The 16,806-nt window shown below is 67.7% G+C and carries 15 protein-coding genes, 1 tRNA gene and 1 pseudogene; 9 read left to right on the top strand and 8 right to left on the bottom strand.

Going from position 1 to position 16,806, the window contains the following annotated elements:
- Positions 1-29: 29 nt before the first annotated feature.
- The 3 genes from JK364_RS29120 to JK364_RS29110 all read left to right on the top strand — a co-directional run bounded on the left by JK364_RS29120 (position 30) and on the right by JK364_RS29110 (position 2,385).
- Positions 30-1,019 (top strand): TIGR03619 family F420-dependent LLM class oxidoreductase, encoded by a 990-nt coding sequence (locus tag JK364_RS29120; protein WP_201854309.1) that lies wholly within the window; start codon positions 30-32, stop codon positions 1,017-1,019.
- Between the two features lie 29 nt (positions 1,020-1,048).
- Positions 1,049-1,888, top strand: a complete 840-nt coding sequence (locus JK364_RS29115; protein WP_201854308.1) for an oxygen-binding di-iron domain-containing protein — start codon at positions 1,049-1,051, stop codon at positions 1,886-1,888.
- Between the two features lie 86 nt (positions 1,889-1,974).
- Complete coding sequence (locus tag JK364_RS29110) at positions 1,975-2,385, top strand: nuclear transport factor 2 family protein (protein WP_201854307.1); 411 nt, start codon at positions 1,975-1,977, stop codon at positions 2,383-2,385.
- 354 nt (positions 2,386-2,739) lie between these two features.
- On the opposite strand, the gene JK364_RS29105 is transcribed toward JK364_RS29110, so the two are convergent.
- Positions 2,740-3,042 carry an ArsR/SmtB family transcription factor gene (locus tag JK364_RS29105; RefSeq protein WP_201854306.1) on the bottom strand — a complete coding sequence of 101 codons (303 nt, stop codon included), beginning with the start codon at positions 3,040-3,042 and terminating at the stop codon, positions 2,740-2,742.
- Between the two features lie 196 nt (positions 3,043-3,238).
- Between JK364_RS29105 and JK364_RS29100 the strand changes: the two genes are divergently transcribed.
- Positions 3,239-3,877: a DJ-1/PfpI family protein gene (locus JK364_RS29100; RefSeq protein WP_201854305.1), complete on the top strand. Its 639-nt coding sequence runs from the start codon at positions 3,239-3,241 to the stop codon at positions 3,875-3,877.
- A 247-nt stretch (positions 3,878-4,124) separates the two neighbouring features.
- A complete protein-coding gene (locus JK364_RS29095) occupies positions 4,125-4,355 on the top strand; it encodes a hypothetical protein (RefSeq protein ID WP_201854304.1) in 231 nt (76 codons plus the stop codon).
- Positions 4,356-4,768: 413 nt separating this feature from the next.
- Here JK364_RS29095 and JK364_RS29090 read toward each other — a convergent pair whose 3' ends face one another.
- The 3 genes from JK364_RS29090 to JK364_RS29080 form a co-directional block, all read right to left on the bottom strand.
- Positions 4,769-5,617, bottom strand: a complete 849-nt coding sequence (locus JK364_RS29090; protein WP_201854303.1) for a protein kinase domain-containing protein — start codon at positions 5,615-5,617, stop codon at positions 4,769-4,771.
- An 82-nt stretch (positions 5,618-5,699) separates the two neighbouring features.
- Entirely contained in the window at positions 5,700-6,146 is a 447-nt protein-coding gene (locus tag JK364_RS29085; protein ID WP_201854302.1) for a glycine-rich domain-containing protein, read from the bottom strand.
- Between the two features lie 126 nt (positions 6,147-6,272).
- Positions 6,273-6,518 (bottom strand): hypothetical protein, encoded by a 246-nt coding sequence (locus JK364_RS29080; RefSeq protein ID WP_201854301.1) that lies wholly within the window; start codon positions 6,516-6,518, stop codon positions 6,273-6,275.
- A gap of 745 nt (positions 6,519-7,263) precedes the next feature.
- On the opposite strand from JK364_RS29080, the gene JK364_RS29075 reads away from it, so the two are divergent.
- Together JK364_RS29075 and JK364_RS29070 are read left to right on the top strand one after the other, a co-directional pair.
- Entirely contained in the window at positions 7,264-8,604 is a 1,341-nt protein-coding gene (locus JK364_RS29075; protein WP_201854300.1) for an NsdA family TPR-like regulatory protein, read from the top strand.
- 3 nt (positions 8,605-8,607) lie between these two features.
- Positions 8,608-9,513, top strand: a complete 906-nt coding sequence (locus tag JK364_RS29070; protein WP_230992668.1) for a tyrosine-type recombinase/integrase — start codon at positions 8,608-8,610, stop codon at positions 9,511-9,513.
- A 96-nt stretch (positions 9,514-9,609) separates the two neighbouring features.
- Here JK364_RS29070 and JK364_RS29065 read toward each other — a convergent pair.
- The 4 genes and pseudogenes from JK364_RS29065 to sucC all read right to left on the bottom strand — a co-directional run.
- Positions 9,610-9,697 (bottom strand) — tRNA-Leu (locus JK364_RS29065).
- Positions 9,698-9,831: 134 nt separating this feature from the next.
- Positions 9,832-11,376 (bottom strand): aldehyde dehydrogenase family protein, encoded by a 1,545-nt coding sequence (locus tag JK364_RS29060; protein WP_201854298.1) that lies wholly within the window; start codon positions 11,374-11,376, stop codon positions 9,832-9,834.
- Between the two features lie 181 nt (positions 11,377-11,557).
- The gene (gene sucD, locus JK364_RS29055) at positions 11,558-12,454 is read right to left on the bottom strand and encodes a succinate--CoA ligase subunit alpha (RefSeq protein WP_201854297.1); all 897 of its coding nucleotides are present in this window, start codon (positions 12,452-12,454) and stop codon (positions 11,558-11,560) included.
- Between the two features lie 13 nt (positions 12,455-12,467).
- Positions 12,468-13,670 (bottom strand): annotated as a pseudogene (gene sucC, locus JK364_RS29050) (ADP-forming succinate--CoA ligase subunit beta); the annotation flags it as partial.
- A gap of 184 nt (positions 13,671-13,854) precedes the next feature.
- Between sucC and JK364_RS29045 the strand changes: the two are divergent.
- The gene (locus JK364_RS29045) at positions 13,855-15,537 is read left to right on the top strand and encodes a thiamine pyrophosphate-binding protein (RefSeq protein ID WP_201854296.1); all 1,683 of its coding nucleotides are present in this window, start codon (positions 13,855-13,857) and stop codon (positions 15,535-15,537) included.
- A 12-nt stretch (positions 15,538-15,549) separates the two neighbouring features.
- On the top strand, positions 15,550-16,806 hold the full coding sequence (gene frc / locus JK364_RS29040; RefSeq protein WP_201854295.1) for a formyl-CoA transferase: 1,257 nt from the start codon (positions 15,550-15,552) through the stop codon (positions 16,804-16,806).

Genomic DNA, 16,806 nt, shown 5'->3' with positions numbered 1-16,806 from the left:
TGCCAATCCACAACTTGGAGGACGAGACCGTGAAATTCGCAGTGGCACTACCACAGTCCAACCGCGTCGGGGACACTGCCGCGATCCGCGATGTCGCCCAGGCCGCCGAGGAACTCGGGTTCTGGGCCGTGTCGATGCAGGACCACATCGTCTTCGATGGCGTGTGGCTCGGCTGCGGTGCCGAGGACGACGATGGCCGAAATGACCGTCGAACCGTGTTCGAGCCGCTCACCACGTTCGGCTACGTCGCCGGGATCACCTCCACGATCCGGCTGCTGACCAGCGTCATGCTGCTGCCGGTGCGCGAGACCATCCTCGCGGCCAAACAGATCGCCACGCTCGACCAGCTCTCCGGCGGGCGGATGCTCCTGGGAATCGGTGTCGGGCTGTCCGGCACCGACCGTGACCCGCAGGTCCTCAAAGCGCTCTCCCGCAATGCCACGGTGGAGATGGCCGCGCTCGGCGTGGACGTGACAAAACGTGGCCGGCTCGCCGACGAGCAACTCGCGGCGCTCAGGCGCATTTGGACCGACGACCGCGCTTCCTACGATGGGGAGTTGGTCCACTTCAAGGACATCGAGGTATTCCCCAAGCCGGCACAGGCCGGGGGGCCGCCGATCCTGATCGCCGGTAACTCGCCCGCCGCATTGCGGCGTACGGCCCGGGGCGGCCACTTGTGGCTGCCCAACCACGCCACCCCCGATGAGGTCGCCGGCGGCCTGGCCGCGCTCGCCGAATCGGGGCACCGGCCACCGGAGTGCGTACTCGACCTGTTCTGGCGCATGGACGACACCGCCGCGGCAGCGCGGGCGGCCTGCCGGGGCACCCTGGAGAACGCCTTCGGCGACCACTTGCCGGTCCGCAACCTGGTCGGCACACCGGACGAGATCGCCGCACGGTGCCGGGAGTATCGCGACGCCGGGGTCAGCGTGATCGAGATGAAGCCGGTCTTCCGCTCGGTCAAGGAGCTCATCGGGAAGATGGAGACCCTGATGACCGAGGTCGCGCCGACGGTTTGAGGGATCGTTCCGCAGATCAGGAGGCAACGATGCCTGCCGAAGAACTCAGGTTCGAGCACCACCCGTTCCAGCGCATCGGACCGGATGTGCACCTCATCCAGGACGTACAGTTCGCGCTCGGCCAGCCCCTCTGCGTTCCCATCAACTCCGCCGTGCTGACCGGCCAGGAGCCCGTCATCATCGACACCGGCTCGCCTCGCAACCGCCGGCAGTGGCTCGACGACGTCTTCTCCATTGTGGAGCCGGAGGACGTTCGCTGGGTGTTCGTCTCGCACGAGGACGCCGACCACACGGGCAACCTGGAAACGGTTATGGCGCGTTGTCCCAACGCGACACTGCTGTGCAGCTGGGCACTGGTCGAACGGTTCAGCTGTGTCTACGATTTCCCGCTGCACCGCTGCAGGTGGGTGGCCGACGGAGACACCGTCGACATCGGCGACCGGCAACTGGCCGTGCTCCGGCCGCCGATCTTCGACTCACCGTCCACATTGTCCGTCTTCGATACGCGTAGCCGAATGATGTGGGCCACCGACACGTTCGCCACCGCCATCCCCGGAACACCAGGCAGTGCGCTGACGCAGGACGTCCGCGAACTCGACCAGCAGGCCTGGCGCGACGGGATGACCCTGTTCGGGATCCACGGCCTGGCGCCTTGGGTCAGCATGGCGGACCCGTGCCGCTTCGCCGCCAATGTCACCACGCTCCAGAGGCTCGACCCGAGCGTCGTTCTCACCGGCCACAGCCCTCCCATCCACGCCAATCGCGTCGACGAAGCCTGCGAAATCCTCGGCTCGCTGGCTGAGGCACCGGTCCCACCCTGCCCCGACCAATCCGTGCTCGATCTCATCCTCGCGGCCATGGGGGACTGAGTCCGCCGTCTTCGCTGGTCGCGCACCGGCCATTGCCTGCTGACACACAATTCGCCCATCCCTGGGTCCATCTCCTGGAGACACTCATGCCTGAAAGCAGTACGAACATCACCGTCGTCGACAACTTCTTCCGAGCTGTGGAGCGCGGCGACGTCGACGCCGTCCGCGGCATCTACGCCTCGGACGTCGCGATCTGGCACAACGACGGCGCCGGCGATCAGGGGCTCGAGGACAATCTCGTCGTACTGGGCTTGCTCGGTGGAGCCATTCACGGCATGCGCTTCGACGTTACCCGGCGGGCCGATGTCGGCGCCGGTGTCTTCCAACAGCACGTCCTGCGGGGGCAGTTGCCCGACGGGGAACAGGTGGGGCTCGACGCGGCGATGTACATCGCGGTCAACGACCGGAAGATCACGCGAATCGAAGAGTACTTCGACGTCGCCACTGTCACGCACCTCATCAATGCGGCCAAGAACGCTACGGACGAGGAGGTCTGAGCATGGGTGTTCTCGACGGAAAGGCCGCCACGGGGACGTGAGGTTCCAGAGGAAGTAGTGCCAGGTGGGCAGTCAGTAGTCGAGGCGGTATTCGGAGGAGTGCACGCGGGACGCGATCGTGTTGGCCCGCTCCTCCGACACGACGATCACAGAGGTCGCGTCGCGAGCGCGGAAAGACCGCTCGGTCATCAACCGGCCCGTCCGCCGGCCGAACGCGTCGTCGTCGCACCCACCAGCACACGGCCCGAGTACCGGCCCGAACCGGTCCAGGCGTCACCCCGGCCGGTGCGCATCCGGACCGGCGGCGGAATCCGCCTTGCGCCGGCACCCTTGCACCGATCCCTGACTCGTCACCTACTCTGCGGCCAGGATCGCTTGCAACAGGCCCGGGAAGCGGGCTTCCAAGTCGTCTGCACGCATCTGGTTGAGGATCTTGTTGCCGCGGTAGTACTGCGTGATGACGCCCGCCTCGCGGAGCACCCGGAAGTGATGGGTCGACGTCGATTTGGTGACCGGCAGGTCGAACGCACCACAAGCTTGCGCCTCGTCCCCTTCGGAAAGCTGACGCACGATGCGTCGGCGCAAGGGGTCGGCGAGCGCGGCGAGGACCGTGTCAAGCCGGACCGCTTCCGTCGCGGGATGAGGCAGCGTTCGCATGACGTCAACTCTACCTAGCCCATTCGTGGTACGGTCCCCGTCGTACTACGAAGCGCATCGTACAACTTTGTCCTCTCGCGCGCTCGCAGCCCCTGCGACCGCGGGACAAGCGTTGCCCCGCGCCAGTTCCGGGCCTTCGAGTACGTCACCTGACAGCTGCCGACATCGATCCGGCCGAACACGAAAGAATCCCCAAATGAACATCGCCGTCGTCTTATTCCCTCGCCTCACCGCCCTGGACGCAGTGGGGCCCTACGAAACGTTGCAGCGACTGCCTGACACCACGGTGACCTTCGTGGGCCATCAGCGTGGAGAGGTCCGGACCGAAAACGGCTACCTCGGCCTGACCGTCGACAAGACCTTCGACGAGGTCGTCGCGCCGGATGTGGTCATCGTGCCCGGTGGGATCGGCGTTCTCGACTTGCTGGAGGACAAGGTCCTGCTCGACTGGCTGCGGTCGGTCCACGCCACCAGCCGCTTCACCACCTCGGTCTGCACCGGATCTCTGCTCCTGGCGGCCGCAGGACTGCTGCCCGGTCTCGAAGCGACCACGCACTGGGCCTTCATGGACAAGCTGACCGAGCTCGGTGCCGTTCCGGCCTCCACCCGAGTGGTCGAGCACCTGGAGCAGCGGACCATCATTGCCGCTGGCGTCTCCTCCGGGATCGACATGGCTCTGCGCTTGGCAGAGCTGCTCACCGACCAGGTGACAGCGCAGGCCATGCAGCTGATGGTGGAGTACGACCCGCAGCCGCCCTTCGACGCGGGCAGCGTGGTGAAGGCCGGCCCGCTGGTCACGGCCCGAGCCAGGGAGCTGTTCCAGGAAAAGGACTGAGCGCGCGGTGCGCGGGCGACCCTGGCGATGTCGCCCGCGCACCAGCCTCGCTCACCCGGGACCGGTCAACCCACGTCTGGTCCGCCAAGCCCGTCCACGAACCCCTGATCAGCAAGACCACCTTCACCCGCGCCCAAGCCGGGAGACATGACCGCCGCCAGCACCACCCCGCAGAACGCAGCCCCGCACCACACCACGCACCTACGCCCTGCCCGGACTCATCCGCTGCTCCCTGTGCGACCGCAAGATGCAGGGCACCTTCAACCACGGCCCCGCCTTGCCCGGCCTCAAGGCCGCCCGCCGCACCATCGCCGACTGCGACCGGCGGCTGAACCAATACCACGCAGCACTCGACGCCGGAGCCAACCCCGCAACCGTCGCCGCATGGATCAGCCAGGCCGAGGCCGACAAATCCGCCGCACAGCAACAGCTCATCGCCGCCAACGCCGCCCGGCGCACCGTCCTCACCGACGAATAGATCCACGGCATGGTCAAAGACCTCGGTGACCTCACCGACCGGCTTCTCACCGCCCCCGCCGACCGCAAAGCCCCTCTCTACCAGGCTTTCGGCCTCACCCTCACCTACAACATGAAGAAGCGGGTCGTGACCGTTGAGTCACAACTCGCATCATCCGTGTACGTAAGAACGTGTCCGAGGGGGGACTTGAACTCTCCACTCGGGCACCAGCCCATTAGTTAGCTGACCTGCGAAGACATCCCCTTCTGGCCTCTTTCGGGCCCGTGAGGGTTGGTCATGCTCACCTGGTGTTTCTGCCCGTTCCTGGCCGCTGTTGGTCATGCGTTGGTCACGTGACCAACGCAGCCTGAACAGCAGTGAGCCCCGCCCATCCGTCCCGGGGTAGGTCAGATGCGCGGGGCGATCAAGGGGGCTCAGCGCCTGCTGCTCAGTTCCTTACAGACTTCGGCACTCGTGGGCCGGTCGGCCGGATCGGGGCTGAGCATGACTTCGATGAGCTTGCCGAGCACTCCGGGCACGTTCACCGGGCGGTGCGGTCCGTCCACGATGGCTTGCCGCTGATCCTTGCGGCTGGCGTCGTCGGGATACGCGACGTGGCGCTGTCCGGCAGCGCTGATGAAGAGCGAGGCACCAAGGGCGTAGACGTCCGCTGTCATGGTCGGGGTGGCCGTACCGGTCTCCAGCACGCTCCGGGAGATCTCGGGGCTCTCGTAGTGGACGAGACAGCCCCGATAGCTGAAGTCGTACGCGGCGGGGATGTCTCCGCCCTGGGCCAGTGCGAGATCAATGAGCGCTGTTCCCTCATCGCTGATGATCAGGTGCGCGGGCTGGATGTCCCCGTGCGCCCACCCTGTGGCGTGCAACGCGGCTACGGCTTCCGCACACGACAGCGCTTCACCTAGGTCGGGCTCTGATGAGGCCCCTTCGGCGCGGTGCGGCTGCCAAAGGTCGTACAGGCTGTCGCCCGGGTGCCACGGCTGGACGTTCCAGGTGCCCTGGTCCCAGTCGCCATAACTGACGTGGTCCCGGTTGAGGTGCTGCAAGATCGCGCCCTCACGGCCGGGGGCCAGGGCAGTCCACTCCTGGGCCTCCCATTCGCTTGTTGCTTTGATTGGATAGCCGAGCTTGACGGCATACCGGCCCTGCTGCGTCTCGACCTCCCAAACCGTTGATCCGCGCCGGTTGAGTACGAGCCGCCTCGCTGAGGGCGCCAGCGTCTCTAAGACGCTGGTGGGGATCTCGTACGGCGCTGCGTCGGCCATGAATTCAGGTCCTCTCCAAGAGCGCGGGCCGACCCTCGGCCTATGCCGGGGGTCGGCCCTGTCTCACATCATCAGCGGGAGGTTACTCCGCCTGTCCGTACGGCCGTCCGCAGTCGGAATCGCACTGCGCGGCATTCTCGCCGTTCACGGTCCACAGGTCATCGAAGACCATGAAGCCCGCTGCCTTCATGGCGTGCGCGCTGGTTGTGACCGCTTCCAGGGTGCGCCCGCCACCACCGGGGGCGGGATTGTGGTGCAGGAAGCGCCCGGCGTGCTCGCGGCAGAACTCCACGTACTCCTTGGTGTGCAGGATGAACGCGTGTAAGCCGAGGTCCACGTCATCCGACGGGACCATGGGCACGGTGGCGGTGGCTACGGTCGCGAGGAACGCAACCGCCTGGTCGGTGATGCGCTCGGCGCGCTCCGGGGTCTGCGCGTTGTGGGTGGTCACGAAGTGAGCGAGGCTGCCGAACAGCTCTTCACTGACCAGTGACCGGCCGGTCCTCTGGTCATTCGCTACTGCTGTCATTGCAGTGTTCCCTCCCTGGTTGGAGTAGTGCACGGCACTTGCTAACCGTCCCGACCCTGTTGCGAATGATCGGGGCGGGGTCTTACCCAATCGTCAGACGGAAGCCGCCACGCCTGACGGGTGGAGTCAGGGGCCTTCGTGATGGGTGTGCGATTTCGCTTCCTCAGGGAACTTCACGTTCCCGGAGTCAGTCGCCCACTCCTGTCCACCCTTCTCGGGGCGGAGGAACGCAACGAGCGGGCCCGGCATGCGGTGGTCGAAGGCGAGTTCATCGACGTCACAAATGGCTTGGAGGATGCCCGTGCGCTCTGCGGCAGCGTCGTAGGCTTCCTGGCCCGGCTGAGGGCCCTTGTACGGCGTCGGCTCGGTCATGCGATCCACCCCCAGCGAGGCCCGAACGGAGGCATCTTGTGACCGTCCGGGTGGTGCCGGATCTTCAGCTCGAGATCAGCGGCAAGCCGATAGTCACGGGCTTCGATGGCGTCAGCCTTCTGCTGCTTGAGGCTGGCGCACACTGGACATGACCTCATCGAACGTGCCTCCCCTGCCCAAGGTGCTTGTCGATCTCCTTTTTCAAGGTCTCCGCGCGCTGCTCCAAATCGTCAGGAGTCGGGCGCTGGCTGGAACCCTGCTGCGTCTCCTGCGGCTGGGCCGGAGGCGTGTTCCCACTCACCGCACTGCCCCCAGCGCTCGCTGCTGCTCGCTCCGGAGGACGTACAACGGCACAGGGTCGGTGTCCCATGCGATCGGGAAGCGTTCTCCGGCCGGGATGCGCGGGAGCTGAAGCGTGGGCGAGTCTTCCTGACAGGTAGGCACACAGGTCGGGAACGGTACGGCCACACAGGCCGGGGCCGGTGTGGGCTTGGAGGCATCGACTGTCCGATGGCGGCCAGAGGCGGGGAATAACCTCCACAGCCACCGTTCCATGGATCGGGCGATACGCTCTCTCATGTTGACGCTCCTCTACAGCGTTGACCACGCCCCCGGACCGGTCGCACGGTCGCGGGGGTCCTGCTCGCTCTAGGCAACCGCTCCGCTACGCATCGCGGTACCGTGGCAAGAGCGGCGGTTTTTAAGAGCTTTAAGCGCCTGCTTTAGCTGAGGAGTTGAGCGCCGAGTGAGTGAGCGGGAGCCGAACGAGGGCCTGGAACGGCTGTTCCGAGAGACCAGGTGGACGCTGCGGCAACTCGTCCAGGAGGTCAACCGCATCGGCACCGAACGCGGAACGCCACAGAAGTACCGGGAGCCGTCTGCCCATCAGTGGCTTCAGGGGCACATGCCCAAAGAGGCTGCCCGGCCGCTGATCCTGGAGGCGTTCGCTCGGAAGCTGGGCCGACCGATCACGCACGCTGAGGCAGGGTTTCCCCTGCCTGCCGACGAGTCGAACGCACGCCTGGGTACCGTTGAGGCGTTGATCGACTTGGGGAGGCAGGACATGGACCCCTCGCGCCGCAGCATCCTTGGCGTGAGCCTCTTCTCTGTCGCGTTGACTGTGCCCAACTGGCCGGACGTTGTAGGCCGCTTGGAAGCCATTCAGACAGGGCAGGTGCAGCGCATAGGGATGCCTGATGTCCATACGGTTGTGGCTATGACCGAACGGATCTCAGAGCTTGATGATCAGTTCGGTGGCCGACACGCACGCCCCATGGCCGCAGCATTCCTTGTCAATACGGTGGCTCCGTACCTTCGGGCCGATGCCACAGAAGAAGTCTGTAAAGCGATGATGTCGGCTGCTTCGGATCTGTGTTACCTCACCGGCTATATGGCCGTGGATGAAGGGGTGCACGGACTGGCTCAGCAGTATTACTTGAAGGCCTTGGAGTTGGCTGGAGCCTCAGAGGATCACCTAACCTACTGCACCACGCTGCGAGGGATGAGCGTTCAGGCAGTTGATCTAGGGCATGGCAGGGCCGCGATGCGGCTTGCCGATGCAGCTGCTGCCGCATCCCCCAAGGCCGGTCCCAGGATGCGGGCATTTCTTGCTGGCCAACAGGCACACGCTTCTGCACAGATTGGCGAAAAGGCCAAGGCTCTCATGTACCTTCGGGAAGCCGAAATCGCTATGGACAAGGCCGAGTCTCAGCAGAAAGCATTTGGATCGTATGATCCGGCGGCCTTGAATTATCACACCAGCCAGGTTCGCTTTGAACTTGGTGATGTGACTGGTGCAGTCGAAGCAATGAAGCAGTCAGACCGATTGAGGTATGACGTTTATCGGCGCACTCGCGTCAAGGAACGCGCCATTCTGGCGGAACGACAAATCGCCATCGGGCATGTTGAGGCAGCATGCGCTACTTGGCACAGCGCACTTGACGATTACCCGCTAGTCCAATCAGGGAGGGCTGATCAGCGAATGCAAAGCATGCTTCAGCTAATCAAACCGCACCTGAAGAACCACGCTGCTCACGACCTAAATGACCGTGCGCGAATGGTTATGCCTGCCTCGCTACTGGTCTGAGAAATGCGCGTGCCCCGGCCGGATGACTCCGGTCGGGGCGCTTTCTTTGGTTGGTTAGAGGCGATCGCGGAAGGGATTGTTGAATCGGCGGGAAGGGGTCGGCCGCTTCACCGGCCGGGCAGCCTGGGCGTCAGCAACCAGCCGGAGGCCTGGCCGCTCGGCCGGGACGACTGTGGGCGCGCTCGCTTCCTCGTTCTCCAGATTCAGTACCCGACGCTGGACGACGACCAGACGGGCCGGTTCCTGGGAACGGTGTGGGAGCCGTGTGGCAACCGGGCCTGTGACGGAGGTCTGACCCACCACTGTCTTCGGGACGCTCCGCTGTGGACCGTCTACGCGGCCACGGGTGTCCGGCGCAGTGAGGCCCTGGGCATGAAGTGGTCCCTCATCCGCTGGGAAGAGGGGGCCATCGAACTGGGCTGGGTCGTGGTCGAGGAGGGCAACGCCTACCGTCTGCGGAAGCTGACCAAGGATGGCGACGACAACGCCGTCATCTATGTGGATCAGTCCGTGATGACCGTCCTGAAGTGGCAGAAGCAGCGCCAGGACGCGGAGCGTGAACGGCTCGGCTCCGCGTGGGTGGACCATGACCTTGTGTTCGCCCGTGACGACTTCAAGCTGTACCGGGGCGAGGCTGGCGGGCCGCAGGACCCTGAGAAGGTCTCGGCACGCTGGCGCACTCTGCGTACCCGTTTAAAGCTGCCAGAGGACTTCCGCATTCACGACTGGCGGCACAGCAAAGTCACGAACGATCTGGAGGCCGGGGAGAACCCCGTAGAGGTCTCCGCCAACGTCCGGCACCACTCGCCGGGCTACACCATGGCCCGGTACGGCCACTCTCGTAAGGACGGAGCGCGCCGACTGGCCGCCTCCGGCGCGGGCCGACTCGGCCTGTCGTCCCTGGTCTGACCTGGGGATTCGCTGGGCCGTTGGTCACGTGGTTGGTCACGCCACTGCCCAGAAATGAAGAAAGCCCCTGATGAGGGGCCGTTCTTGCTGGTTTGCTGGTGTCCGAGGGGGGACTTGAACCCCCACGCCCGATAAAGGGCACTAGCACCTCAAGCTAGCGCGTCTGCCATTCCGCCACCCGGACCAGGTGCGCTCCGCGGCTCGGCCGCGGCGACATGGACCACGATACCAAGGTTTCGGAGTGCGTTTCACCTGCGTATGCCGGGCGCCCGCCCCCGCGCCGACCTGGGGGGACGCGGGGGTGGGCACGGAGGGTGGTCAGGCGGGCATCAGGTGGTAGTCGGGGAAGTTGCCGGGGAGGCGTTCGGGGTCCGGGCCCTCGGTGACGGCGCGGATCAGGAGGTCGCCGCCGACGAAGGCGCCGCGCCAGGAGGCGCCGAAGCCGCCGAAGAGCTCGTCGCGGTCGCCGCGGGAGCGGGGCTTGCCGTGGCCGGTCTTGAAGGCGCGGATCTGGGGGGCCAGGCGGTCGTAGGTGGCGGGGTCGTCGCAGGAGAGGGTGGCGACGAGGGCGCCGTTGCTGGCGTTCATGGCGGCGAGCAGTTCGGCCTCGGTGTCGACCAGGACGAGGGTGTCGACCGGTCCGAAGGGCTCGGCGTGGTGGAGCGGGGAGGTCGAGGGCGGGTTGAGGAGGGTGACGGGGGCCGCGTAGGCGGAGAGGTCCTGGCCGGGGAGGAAGTGGCCGTCGGCGAGGTCGCCGCGGTGGAGGGGGACGGCGCCGCGGTCGATGGCCTCGGCCACCTGGTCGGCGAGCTCCTTGGCCTTGGCCGCGTTGATCAGGGGGCCGAAGTCCAGGTCGGGGAGGTTGTCGGAGGGGTTCCCCACCGCGAGGGGGTGGCCGACGCGGATGGAGCGCACCGCGGGGAGGTAGACGGAGAGGAAGGCGTCGAAGGACGAGCGCTGGACGACGAAGCGCGGATAGGCGGTGCAGCGCTGCTTGCCGTAGTCGAAGGTCTTGCGGATCAGCGGGGCGAGGGCGTCCCAGTCGGTGAAGTTCCAGATGCCCCAGGCGTTGAGGCCCTCCTGCTCGAGGATGTGGCGCTTGCCGAGGTCGGCGACAGCGGTGGCGACCCGGGCGCCGGTGTCGCGGCCGCCGACGAAGGATACGCAGCCGATCTCGGGCGAGCGGACGAGGGCCTCGGAGAGCTCGCCGCCGCTGCCGCTGAGGAGGGTGACCGGGATGCCCTCGCGGGCGGCGAGCGCGCAGGCGAGGGTGAGGCAGGACAGTCCGCCGTCGGTGGGTGTCTTGGCGATGACGGCGTTGCCGGCCAGCGCCTGGACGAGCATGGCGTGGGCGAGGACGCTCATCGGGTAGTTCCAGCTGGCGATGTTGGAGACCGGGCCGGGCAGCGGGGTGCGGCCCTCGGCCATGCGGTCGATCTCGTCGACGTACCAGCGGACGCCGTCGATGGCCCGGTCCACATCGGCCTGGGCCAGCCGCCAGGGCTTGCCGATCTCCCAGACCAGGAGCAGGGCGAGCAGCTCGCGGTGCTCGCAGAGCGCGTCGAGGGTGGCGGACACCCGCGCCCGGCGCTCGGGGAGTGCGATGTGGCGCCAGCGGCGGTGCTGGTCGAGGGAGGCGCGTACGGCCTGGTGGGCGGTGGTGGCGTCCAGTCGTGGCGGGCCCGCGATGGGGGTGCCGTCCACGGGGGTGGTGGCGGGGAGAGCCCGGCCGTCGCGGTGCCAGGTGCCGTCCCAGAGGTTGAGGACTCGGTCGTCCTGGAACGCCTCGGGGGCGACGGCCAGACAGCGCTGCCAGGCGTCGCTCCAGGCGGTTCCGGGCTTGAGGGTGAGGGTGGGTGCCATCGGTGATCTCCGCTCTCGTTGCACAGGCGGGGCGGGATGTGGCGGTCCGTACGGCAGGGACGCCCGTACGGCATGGGTGGGTGTGCGTACGACGCCCGTACGGCATGGGTGTGCGTACGGGGAGGAAGGTAGTGGCACGGAGCGTGACCGTGCCCCGGTCGCGGACCGGGTATGGCTTACATCACGCGAGGTTGCCGGGTGTTTCGGCCAGACGGGCCAATACCAGCCCGGCGGTCTCGGTGGGGGTCGCTCCCACGCTCACGCCCGCAGCCTCCAGCGCCGCCTTCTTGGCCGCCGCGGTGCCCGAGGAGCCGGAGACGATGGCGCCCGCGTGGCCCATCGTCCTGCCCTCGGGGGCGGTGAAGCCCGCGATGTAGCCGACGACCGGTTTGGTGACGCGGTCGGCGATGTACCGCGCGGCACGCTCCTCCGCGTCGCCGCCGATCTCCCCGATCATCACGATCAGGTCGGTGTCGGGGTCGTCCTCGAAGGCGGCGAGGGCGTCGATGTGGGTGGTGCCGATGACCGGGTCGCCGCCGATGCCCACGCAGGTCGAGAAGCCGATGTCGCGCAGCTCGTACATGAGTTGGTAGGTGAGGGTGCCGGACTTGGACACCAGCCCGATCCGGCCCGGCTTGGTGATGTCGGCGGGGATGATCCCGGCGTTGGACTGCCCCGGGGAGATCAGCCCGGGGCAATTCGGGCCGATGACCCTGGTGGCGCGGGCCCGGGCGTACGCCTGGAAGGCGACCGCGTCATGGACCGGGATGCCCTCGGTGATGACGACGGCGAGCGGGATCCGGGCGTCGGCGGCCTCGGTGACGGCCGCCTTGGCGTGGGGCGGCGGGACGAAGACGACGCTCACATCGGCGCCGGTGGTGTCCATGGCCTCGCGTACGGAGCCGAAGACGGGGACCGTACGGGCGTCGATGTCGACCCGGGTCCCGGCCTTGCGCGGATTGACGCCGCCGACGACATCGGCGCCCGCGGCGAGCATCCGCCGGGTGTGCTTCATGCCTTCCGCGCCGGTCATGCCCTGGACGATGACCTTGCTGTCCTTGGTGAGGAAGATGGCCATGCGAGGAGCCCCCTTATGCGGCGGTCGTGTCGGACGCGGCGGACGTGTCAGACCCGGCGGACGTGTCAGACCCGGCGGTGGTAGCGGACGCGGCGAGTTCGGCGGCGCGCGCGGCGGCGCCGTCCATGGTGTCGGCCTGGTAGACGAGTGGATGAGCCAATTTGCCAAGGATGGCCCGACCACGTGCGGCGTTGTTGCCGTCGAGCCGGACCACGAGCGGTTTGGTGAGGGTCACGGTGTCCAGGGCGCGCACGATGCCGTCGGCCACCGCGTCACAGGCGGTGATGCCGCCGAAGACGTTGACCAGGACGGAGCGCACATCCGGGTCGTCGAGGACGAGGGAGAGACCGTCGGCCATCACCTGGGCCGAGGCGCCGCCGCCGATGTCGAGGAAGTCGGCGGGGCGGGCGCCGCAGCCCGCGACGACGTCCAGCGTGGACATCACCAGGCCGGCGCCGTTGCCGATGACGCCCACCTGGCCGTCCAGCTTCACATAGCCGAGCCCGGCGGCCGCGGCCCGGGCCTCCAGCGGGTCCCGGGCGCGGTCCTCGGCGGCGTCCCATGACGGCTGCCGGAAGCGGGCGTTGTCGTCCAGGGTGACCTTTCCGTCCAGGGCCACGATCGCGCCGTCGTGGATCACCACCAGCGGGTTGACCTCGACGAGGAGGGCGTCGTGCGCGGTCAGGACGGTCCACAGCCGGCGGATGGTCTCGGTCGTCTCGCCCGGCAGTCCCCCGGCGACGGCGATCTCGGCGGCCTTGGCCTCGGTCACCCCCTCGGCCGGGTCGACGGCGATCCGGGCCACCGCCTCGGGGCGGCGCGCCGCGACCTCCTCGATCTCCACACCGCCCTCGGCGGAGGCGATGGCGAGGAAGCGGCCCGCGGCCCGGTCCAGGGCGAAGCCGAGGTACATCTCCCGCGCCACCTCGACGGGTTCGGCGACCATCACCCGGTGGACGGTGTGGCCCTTGATGTCCATGCCGAGGATCCGGCGTGCGGTCAGTTCGGCAGCGGCCGGGTCGTCGGCGAGCTTCACCCCGCCCGCCTTGCCCCGGCCTCCGGTCTTCACCTGGGCCTTGATGACGACGCGTCCGCCGAGCCGTTCGGCGGCCGCGCGGGCGGCTTCGGCCGTGTCCACGACCTCCGCCCGGGGCACCAAGACACCGCTGTCATGGAGGAGTTCCCGTGCCTGATGTTCGTACAGGTCCATTGCCGACTCCCTGTTGGCCCGTCAACAGCGCCTGATCCAGCGCTGGTTCGAACGAGTGGCGCACGCCCCCTGGACATCGCTCGGCCGATGGTGGGATAACAAAGTTCATACAGGATAACGTCGACTGTATGCAATCCACGCACGACATCCGCGAGGCCGCACCAACCCCTACGAAGGGACGCGATTCGCCATGCCCGACGACAGCCAGGACCTCATCTCCGGCGGGCACTTGGTCGCCAAAGCACTCAAGGCAGAAGGTGTCGACGTCATCTACACCCTCTGCGGCGGCCACATCATCGACATCTACGACGGCTGCGTCGACGAGGGCATCGATGTCATCGACGTGCGCCACGAACAGGTCGCCGCCCACGCCGCCGACGGCTACGCCCGGATCACCGGCAAGCCCGGCTGCGCCGTCGTCACCGCCGGCCCCGGCACCACCGACGCGGTCACCGGCGTCGCCAACGCCTTCCGCGCCGAGTCACCCATGCTGCTCATCGGCGGCCAGGGCGCCCACAACCAGCACAAGATGGGCTCCCTGCAAGACCTTCCACATGTGGACATGATGGCGCCGATCACCAAGTTCGCCGCCACCGTCCCGGACACCGCCCGCGCCGCCGACATGGTCTCCATGGCCTTCCGCGAGTGCTTCCACGGCGCCCCCGGCCCCTCCTTCCTGGAGATCCCGCGCGACGTACTGGACGCCAAGGTGCCGGTGGACAAGGCGCGTGTCCCGCGGGCCGGGCAGTACCGCGCCTCCACCCGCAACGCAGGCGACCCCGAGTCCGTCCAGAAGCTGGCCGATCTGCTGGTCCAGGCCGAGAAGCCGGCGATCCTGCTGGGCAGCCAGGTGTGGACCACCCGGGCCACCGGCGCGGCCACCGAGCTGGTGCGCACCCTCAATGTGCCCGCGTACATGAACGGCGCGGGGCGCGGCACCCTGCCACCCGGCGATCCGCACCACTTCCAGCTCTCCCGCCGCTACGCCTTCGCAGGCGCCGACCTCATCGTCATCGTCGGCACGCCCTTCGACTTCCGGATGGGCTACGGCAAGCGGCTCTCCCCCGACGCCACCGTGGTCCAGATCGACCTCGACTACCGCACGGTCGGCAAGAACCGGGACATCGACCTCGGCATCGTGGGCGACGCCGGGCTGGTCCTCGCCGCCGTCACCCAGGCCGCCTCCGGCCGCATCAACGGGGGCGCGGGCAAGCGCAAGGAGTGGCTGGACGAGCTGCGCGCCGCCGAGCAGGTGGCGATCGAGAAGCGGCTGCCCAACCTCCGCTCCGACACCTCCCCCATCCACCCCTACCGCCTGGTCAGCGAGATCAACGACTTCCTCACCGAGGACTCGATCTACATCGGCGACGGCGGCGACATCGTCACCTTCTCCGGCCAGGTGGTCCAGCCCAAGTCGCCGGGCCACTGGATGGACCCGGGTCCGCTGGGGACGCTCGGCGTCGGGGTGCCGTTCGTGATGGCCGCCAAGCAGGCCCGCCCCGACAAGGAGGTGGTGGCGCTCTTCGGCGACGGCGCGTTCTCCCTGACCGGCTGGGACTTCGAGACGCTGGTCCGCTTCGACCTGCCGTTCGTCGGCATCGTCGGCAACAACTCCTCGATGAACCAGATCCGTTACGGCCAGAAGGCCAAGTACGGCGAGGAGCGCGAGCGGGTCGGCAACACTCTCGGCGATGTGCCCTACGACCAGTTCGCGCGGATGCTCGGCGGCCACGGCGAGGAGGTCCGTGACCCGGCGGACATCGGCCCGGCGCTGCGCCGCGCCCGGGAGTCCGGCAAGCCGTCGCTGATCAACGTCTGGGTGGACCCGGACGCGTATGCCCCCGGAACCATGAACCAGACCATGTACAAGTAGGGAGGCGCCACCATGTCCCAGGCTCTCGAGGCCAATCAGGCTCTGTCGGGCATTCGCGTCCTCGACATGACGCATGTGCAGTCCGGTCCCTCCGCCACTCAGCTGCTCGCCTGGCTCGGCGCGGATGTGATCAAGCTGGAGAACGTCACCGGCGACATCACCCGCAAGCAGCTGCGCGACCTCCCGGACGTGGACTCGCTCTACTTCACGATGCTCAACTGCAACAAGCGGAGCATCACGCTGAACACCAAGACCGAGCGCGGCAAGGAGCTGCTGACCGAGCTGATCAGCCGCAGCGACGTCCTGGTGGAGAACTTCGGTCCGGGCGCGGTGGACCGCATGGGGTTCTCCTGGGAGCGCATCCAGGAGATCAACCCCCGGCTGGTCTACGCCTCGATCAAGGGGTTCGGCGACGGCCCGTACACCAAGTTCAAGGCGTACGAGGTGGTCGCGCAGGCCATGGGCGGCTCGATGTCCACGACCGGCTTCGAGGACGGTCCGCCGCTGGCCACCGGCGCCCAGATCGGCGACTCCGGCACCGGGGTGCACTGTGTGGCGGGCATCCTCGCCGCGCTCTACCAGCGCACCCACACCGGACGCGGCCAGCGGGTCAATGTGGCGATGCAGCACGCGGTGCTCAATCTGTGCCGGGTGAAGCTGCGCGACCAGCAGCGGCTGACGCACGGTCCGCTGGCGGAGTACCCAAACGCGGAAAACACGTCTGAGGCCGACGAGGTGCCGCGCAGTGGCAACGCCAGCGGCGGCGGCCAGCCCGGCTGGGCGGTCAAGTGCGCGCCCGGCGGCCCCAACGACTACGTCTACGTCATCGTGCAGCCGGTCGGCTGGGAGCCGATCACCCGGCTGATCGGCCGCCCCGAGCTGGCCGAGGACCCGGAGTGGGCCGCCCCCGAGGCGCGGCTGCCGAAGCTGGCGAAGATGTTCCAGCTGATCGAGGAGTGGTCCAGCACGCTGCCGAAGTGGGAGGTGCTGGAGCAGCTCACGGCGCACAACATCCCGTGCGGGCCGATCCTTTCCACCAAGGAGATCGTCGAGGACGCGTCGCTCGCGGCCAACGAGATGATCGTCGAGGTCGACCACCCCGAGCGCGGCGCCTTCACCACGGTCGGCTCCCCGCTGAAGCTCTCCGACTCCCCGGTCCGGGTCGAGCGCTCCCCGCTGCTGGGTGAGCACAACGAAGAGGTGTACGTCGGGGAGCTGGGGCTCGGCGACGAGGAAGTGCGGCTGCTCAAGACGAACGGAGTGATCTGA

This window comes from Streptomyces endocoffeicus (assembly GCF_016741935.1).
Taxonomy (GTDB): domain Bacteria; phylum Actinomycetota; class Actinomycetes; order Streptomycetales; family Streptomycetaceae; genus Streptomyces; species Streptomyces endocoffeicus.
This window is presented reverse-complemented; position numbering and strand designations above follow the sequence as displayed.

Coding starts and splice junctions, on each gene's coding strand:
- JK364_RS29090 (WP_201854303.1), bottom strand. CDS start 5,617: ATGGCCGACGCAGCGCCGTACGAGATCCCCACCAGCGTCTTAGAGACG.
- JK364_RS29085 (WP_201854302.1), bottom strand. CDS start 6,146: ATGACAGCAGTAGCGAATGACCAGAGGACCGGCCGGTCACTGGTCAGT.
- JK364_RS29080 (WP_201854301.1), bottom strand. CDS start 6,518: ATGACCGAGCCGACGCCGTACAAGGGCCCTCAGCCGGGCCAGGAAGCC.
- JK364_RS29060 (WP_201854298.1), bottom strand. CDS start 11,376: ATGGCACCCACCCTCACCCTCAAGCCCGGAACCGCCTGGAGCGACGCC.
- frc (WP_201854295.1), top strand. CDS start 15,550: ATGTCCCAGGCTCTCGAGGCCAATCAGGCTCTGTCGGGCATTCGCGTC.
- JK364_RS29105 (WP_201854306.1), bottom strand. CDS start 3,042: ATGCGAACGCTGCCTCATCCCGCGACGGAAGCGGTCCGGCTTGACACG.
- JK364_RS29115 (WP_201854308.1), top strand. CDS start 1,049: ATGCCTGCCGAAGAACTCAGGTTCGAGCACCACCCGTTCCAGCGCATC.
- JK364_RS29095 (WP_201854304.1), top strand. CDS start 4,125: ATGCAGGGCACCTTCAACCACGGCCCCGCCTTGCCCGGCCTCAAGGCC.
- JK364_RS29045 (WP_201854296.1), top strand. CDS start 13,855: ATGCCCGACGACAGCCAGGACCTCATCTCCGGCGGGCACTTGGTCGCC.
- JK364_RS29070 (WP_230992668.1), top strand. CDS start 8,608: ATGCGCGTGCCCCGGCCGGATGACTCCGGTCGGGGCGCTTTCTTTGGT.
- sucD (WP_201854297.1), bottom strand. CDS start 12,454: ATGGCCATCTTCCTCACCAAGGACAGCAAGGTCATCGTCCAGGGCATG.
- JK364_RS29110 (WP_201854307.1), top strand. CDS start 1,975: ATGCCTGAAAGCAGTACGAACATCACCGTCGTCGACAACTTCTTCCGA.
- JK364_RS29100 (WP_201854305.1), top strand. CDS start 3,239: ATGAACATCGCCGTCGTCTTATTCCCTCGCCTCACCGCCCTGGACGCA.